Origin of the sequence: Aquimarina macrocephali JAMB N27, assembly GCF_000520995.1 — a bacterium.
Classification (GTDB): Bacteria; Bacteroidota; Bacteroidia; order Flavobacteriales; family Flavobacteriaceae; genus Aquimarina; species Aquimarina macrocephali.
Window position 1 is genome coordinate 1 of the sequence record NZ_JACA01000085.1, and the last position, 5,471, is coordinate 5,471.

2 protein-coding genes are annotated in these 5,471 nt (G+C 38.9%); both read left to right on the forward strand.

Annotated features, from left to right (window positions below; all coding sequences use genetic code 11):
* Positions 1–410 (forward strand): T9SS type A sorting domain-containing protein (locus tag Z054_RS29510; RefSeq protein ID WP_035093777.1); only part of this gene is annotated, 410 nt, incomplete at its 5' end.
* A gap of 63 nt (positions 411–473) precedes the next feature.
* Positions 474–5,471 (forward strand): FG-GAP-like repeat-containing protein (locus tag Z054_RS0127055; RefSeq protein ID WP_024773099.1); only part of this gene is annotated, 4,998 nt, incomplete at its 3' end.

Genomic DNA, 5,471 nt, shown 5'->3' on the forward strand with positions numbered 1-5,471 from the left:
CGAGTGCGCAAGTAGCCTCTGGAGACAAGCTGGAATTTACTTACGACATATCAGGAAACCAGACATTAAGAGATGTGCCTGCTCCTGCCAAGGCGAGCGATGAAGTATTCGAAACCGTACAAAATGATCTGATCAACATAGAAAAAGAGAGCATTGAAAATGCCTTTATAGTTGCTCCTAACCCAACCAATGGCGAAGTCACTTTGCAGTGGAAACCAGAACTGTCTGAACAAATCACCTCGATCGAACTGGTTAGTCTTGTCACTAGTCAAAGATCTGCTATTTCTTTTAGGAGAAATAATTCGGTGAGTATTGACCTCTCAGAAAAGGCAGCAGGATTATATCTGGTGATCTTTCACTTAAATAATGACACTGTATCAACTATACAGAAGAAAATTATTAAACTCTAAAACAATCTATGTGGCGGTTTATTAGCCGTCTAACTCGTATTACAAATTTAAAACCTATAATAGATGAAAACTAATCTATACATTACCTGTGTCTGGATGTTACTCCTCACGGGTGTACTATCACATGCTCAAGATAGCACAAACCTTAATCCAAAAGACGAATTTACGTATCAAACACATACTGCATCGGTAGAAGAACCAGAAACTTTATTCTTATCAGGAGGAGAGCCAGTAGTGACCCAAACAGCACTTGCTTCCAGAAGCAGCAGCTCTGGTATTGGTGAAACACCAGGATCTCTATCTGTATCTCCCGCAGGAGGTGCTAATTATATGGTACCTATTGCTGTACCACCAGGAATCGGAGGAGTAGCACCCGAAATAGCAATTTCTTATGATAGTCAGGCAGGAAATGGTATTGCGGGATGGGGCTGGAATGTCTCTGGCCTGTCGGTTATCAAAAGAATCCCTGCTACCAAATACCATGATGGTGGTATTGATCCTGTAGATTTCGATGTCAAAGATCGATTTGCTCTTGATGGTCAACGACTCTTATTAAAGAGTGGGACGTATGGTACTAATGGTGCTGTATACGAAACCGAAAGTTACTCTAACCTGAAAATCACCTCATTCGGTACCTCTCCATATGGTGCATCCTATGGGCCTGCCTATTTCGTAGTACATTATCCCGATGGGTCGGTTGGGCATTATGGAAATAACACCAACTCAAGATCCAGATTAGAATATGCTCTTACCTATTGGGAGAATCCACTAGGAATTCGTATCAACTACACATATCGAACTGTTAGTGATAAGAACATTATCAGTATTGAAAAAATTACTTATGGTACTAAAGGTGCAGCTGCACCTTTTAATGAAATTCGTTTTGAATACGGAAACCGCACCCGTAACGAACATTCCTATATTAACGGAATTCTGTTTATACGAAAAACCTTACTTAAAGAAATTAAGGTATTTGGTAATGGTACTCCCTATAGAAATTATGTCCTTAATCATGATACAACCACATTGGGGTATGATCGTGTGATCGGGATACAGGAAAAAACAGGAGATAATACAGAAAAACATACCCCAATTCGTTTTACATATCCAACAACCGCTTCTACCGTAACGCATACTCCCACCACATCCAATCTGGGGGTGGTAAACATAGAGCAACGAAATGCAGAAACGGTATCATTAGACCTCACGGGTAATGGTAAAATGGATTTTATCGTATATCCCAAAAACACTAAAGATAAATTCTGGATATTTAAAGGGGATAAATTCAATATTCCATCTACTATCAATACCGGGGGTGAGTTTGAGAAAATATTTCCTGTTACATTACTTAACCAGCAAAACAAGCTTTTGGCTGGGCAAGGGCTTACCGTAATACAAAACAAAAGCAATAATAAGGTTGATTTTAAAGTATATTCAAATGGTACGGTACATCCCATCTATTTACAATATACCAAAACATGGACAGCACCAGCACCAACAGATTGTGTAAGAATACCTCAAAACTACATATCGGGTGATTTTAATGGGGATGGGCTTACCGATATTATAGCAGTAAGCGGAAGGTGTAGAACGACTAATACCGCCAAAGTAACCTTGATTAATCTCGATAAAAGGCTGACCTCTAATTTTGCGATACATACAGGGGCTTTGCAAAGTGCATTATCTGCATCAGATCGCTTGTTTCCAGCAGATGTAAATGGGGATGGAAAAACAGATATATTACAGATCAAATCCGGTCAAGTATATGTGTATACGATAACCGATAGTAATTCTTTACAATTGCTATGGCAAAACACTAGCCCTAGTATCAAATCAAATCTCCCCGTATTGTTAGGAGATTATAATGGGGATGGAAAAGCCGATTTTTTAATGCCTCATAAAAATAATACTACTGCTTTTAACCTGTTTGCATCACAAGGTAATGGCTTTTTAGTTACATCGCATAGTAATGGGTTTAGATTTAATGCTACCAATTTTAATGGCAGTAATGGGGTGTTATCGGGCTATAACCTGATTCCTGTAGATATTAATGGAGATGGAAAAACCGATATCATTGATTATTCAACCACTACTACCAATAATAGTACTACGGGAACACAAAATGTAAAGGTTTTTTATAACAAATCCCCTAGCTCATTTACAGCCGCTCCTAAATTTACAGAGGGAGGAAGCATTTCTGTAAATACCAATCTAAAGCATTTTCCTATTCCTATTTTCTTATCCTCTAATCAGCCTAATTATGCGTTAGAGTTTGCCTCGATAAGTAACAAGTGGATATCATCATTTTCGTTTACTCAAGATCATAAAAAAGATGTCACTTTAAATACAATCACTAATAATGGGGTTGGCTACCATATTAATTACAGCAACCTAAATACCGAGAATCAGGCAGGTCCTCCTGTCTATACTCGTGGCTATGATCAATTCTACCCTTATGTAGATATTGCAGCAGCTTCGGGGATTCAACTGGTAAATACAATAGAACGCTCTTTATTTGCCGGTGGCCCAAGGGTAAAGAAAGAGTTTTATTATAAAGGGGCGGTGTCTAATCTCGAAGGCCTTGGTTTTTCCGGATTTCAGTATAGGGCCAGTAGTAATTGGCATACAGACGGGTCAGATCGTATATTTAACAATTACGTTTATAATCCTCGGCTTAGAGGTGCTGTACTTCAGGAGTATCAGACACCCTCTACCCATCGATTTGGGACTATTCCATCAGACTATATCTATAGGGTTGATAATACATATAGACATAGCGTGGCTTCAAATAAGATGTTTAAGATGTATCTAAAATCTTCGATACACCTAAACCAACTACAGGGAACAAACATCAGGAAAAGTTTTCTATATGGCTCTCATAATATTCCTATCAGAGAAACCGTCAATTATGTAGGGACTGGTACCACCACAACATCTATAGCCTATATTAGTAGCACCTCTAGTTCTAGTTATTATATCGGTAGGCCGACTACAAAAAAAATAACATCTACTATAGGTAGCGATAGCTTTTATAGTGAAGAACGCTATACCTATTCTGGGGCGTTGATGACCAGAAAAGATACCAGAGGTAATGGCACAAGATCTCTTACAGAAATGTATAGACATGATGCCTTTGGGAATATCACTCAGATTACTGTACGTCCTTTTAGCGGAGTCCAAAGAACAACCAAATATGAGTATGAAGCTTCTGGAAGGTTTCTTAAAAAATCAACAGATCTGGACGGACTACAAACTACATATGAATATAATCCCAGTACAGGTGTGATGATTAAGGAAACCGATCCTTATAACCTGTCTACAAATTATCAATACGATAAGTGGAACCGACTTATCAAAGCCACAGATTATTTAGGAAATAGCGCTACAACTAACTATGTAGAAAGTAAACAATACTCTTATACGGTAACCAATACAGCCGCAGATGGTAGTATGATATCATCTCAGTATGACCCGTTACAGCGTAAGGTTAATGATCGCAAAAGAAGCCAGGGAGGACAGTGGATACAGGTAACCTATGAGTATGATGCCTTGGGTCGTTTATCCCGGCAAAGTGAACCGCATTTTGGAAGTGCACCTACCCAGTGGAACACAACCGAGTATGATCTCTACAGCAGGATAAAAAGACAATCCTTATATACAGGAAAAAACATCGATTATGCCTACAACAAACTAACCACGACAGTAAATGATGGTACTAAAACTGTAACCACTACAAGGGATGCTATGGGAAATGTGGTTAAAGTAAACGATCCGGGAGGAACGATTACCTATACCCATTTTGGCAACGGAGCCATAAAAACATCCAGCTATGGTGGGGTTACCCAAACCATAGAGCAAGACAAATGGGGGCGTAGAACCAAATTAACAGATCCATCGGCAGGGGTATATACCTATGAATACAACGGTTTTAATGAGATTGCCAAAGAGGTGAGTCCCAAAGGAACAACAGAGTATACCTATACCTATACAGGCAAAATCCAGAATATTAGGGTAACAGGAGATCATACTAATACGACTACCAATTATAGTTATGACAATACAACTAAGCTACTAAGTGGTATAACCGGTTCTGATATAATAAATGGTAAGTCATACGCGTACACCTATGCATATGATAGCTACAAACGATTATCTATCCTTACTGAAGATACCGGAAATGCAAGGTTTGAAAAACGATATTATTATGATCAATTTTCAAGGCTTAATCAAGAATATTATAAAGCAACGACCGCAGGAAAAACCAGCACCAGTAGCTTTACCAATAATTTTGATACCTATGGAGCCTTTACCGGGATCGATAATTGGAACATAAAAAACCGAAATGCACGTGACCAAATCACCGATATCCAGCTGGGTACAGGGCAAATGCAATATACCCAATTTGATACCTATGGTTTTGTAAAAAGCAATATCGTTGCCGATCCAAACCAAAATAAAAATGATATAGAAAACACCTATGAATTTAACCCGGTTCGTGGCACCCTATCCAATAGAACACATAAGATTGATATAACGGGGCATACTGCAAGTTATAGTGAAACATTTACCTATGATTCGCAGGATAGACTTACAGAAATAAGCGGGCCTTTTGCCAGAACCAATACTTATGATGGGTATGGGCGTATCACCAATACTTCTGTCATAGGAGATCTTGCCTACCAGGGAGGCAGCAAGCAGTATCAGCTTAAAGAAATGACATTAAATGCTGCAGGGGCACAATTTTACCAAAACCACGCACTACAACAAATTACTTATAACGCGTTTAAAAAACCTGTCGATATTTATGAAGCTGGTAAAGGAAGAGTAAGTTTTGAGTATGGCCCTCTCAATAATCGTACAGGAGCATGGTATGGGGGATTAGAAACCGATAAAACCCAACGAAGGTATCATAAACAATATGCATCGATCATCCCTGCAGAGGTCGTACACGATACCCAGGAAAACAGTTATAAGTTTGTCTTTTTTAATGGGGGTGATGCTTATAGTGCGCCTATTGCCAAGATAGAAAAGTTCACTAATGATACTAGTGATGGCGGATCG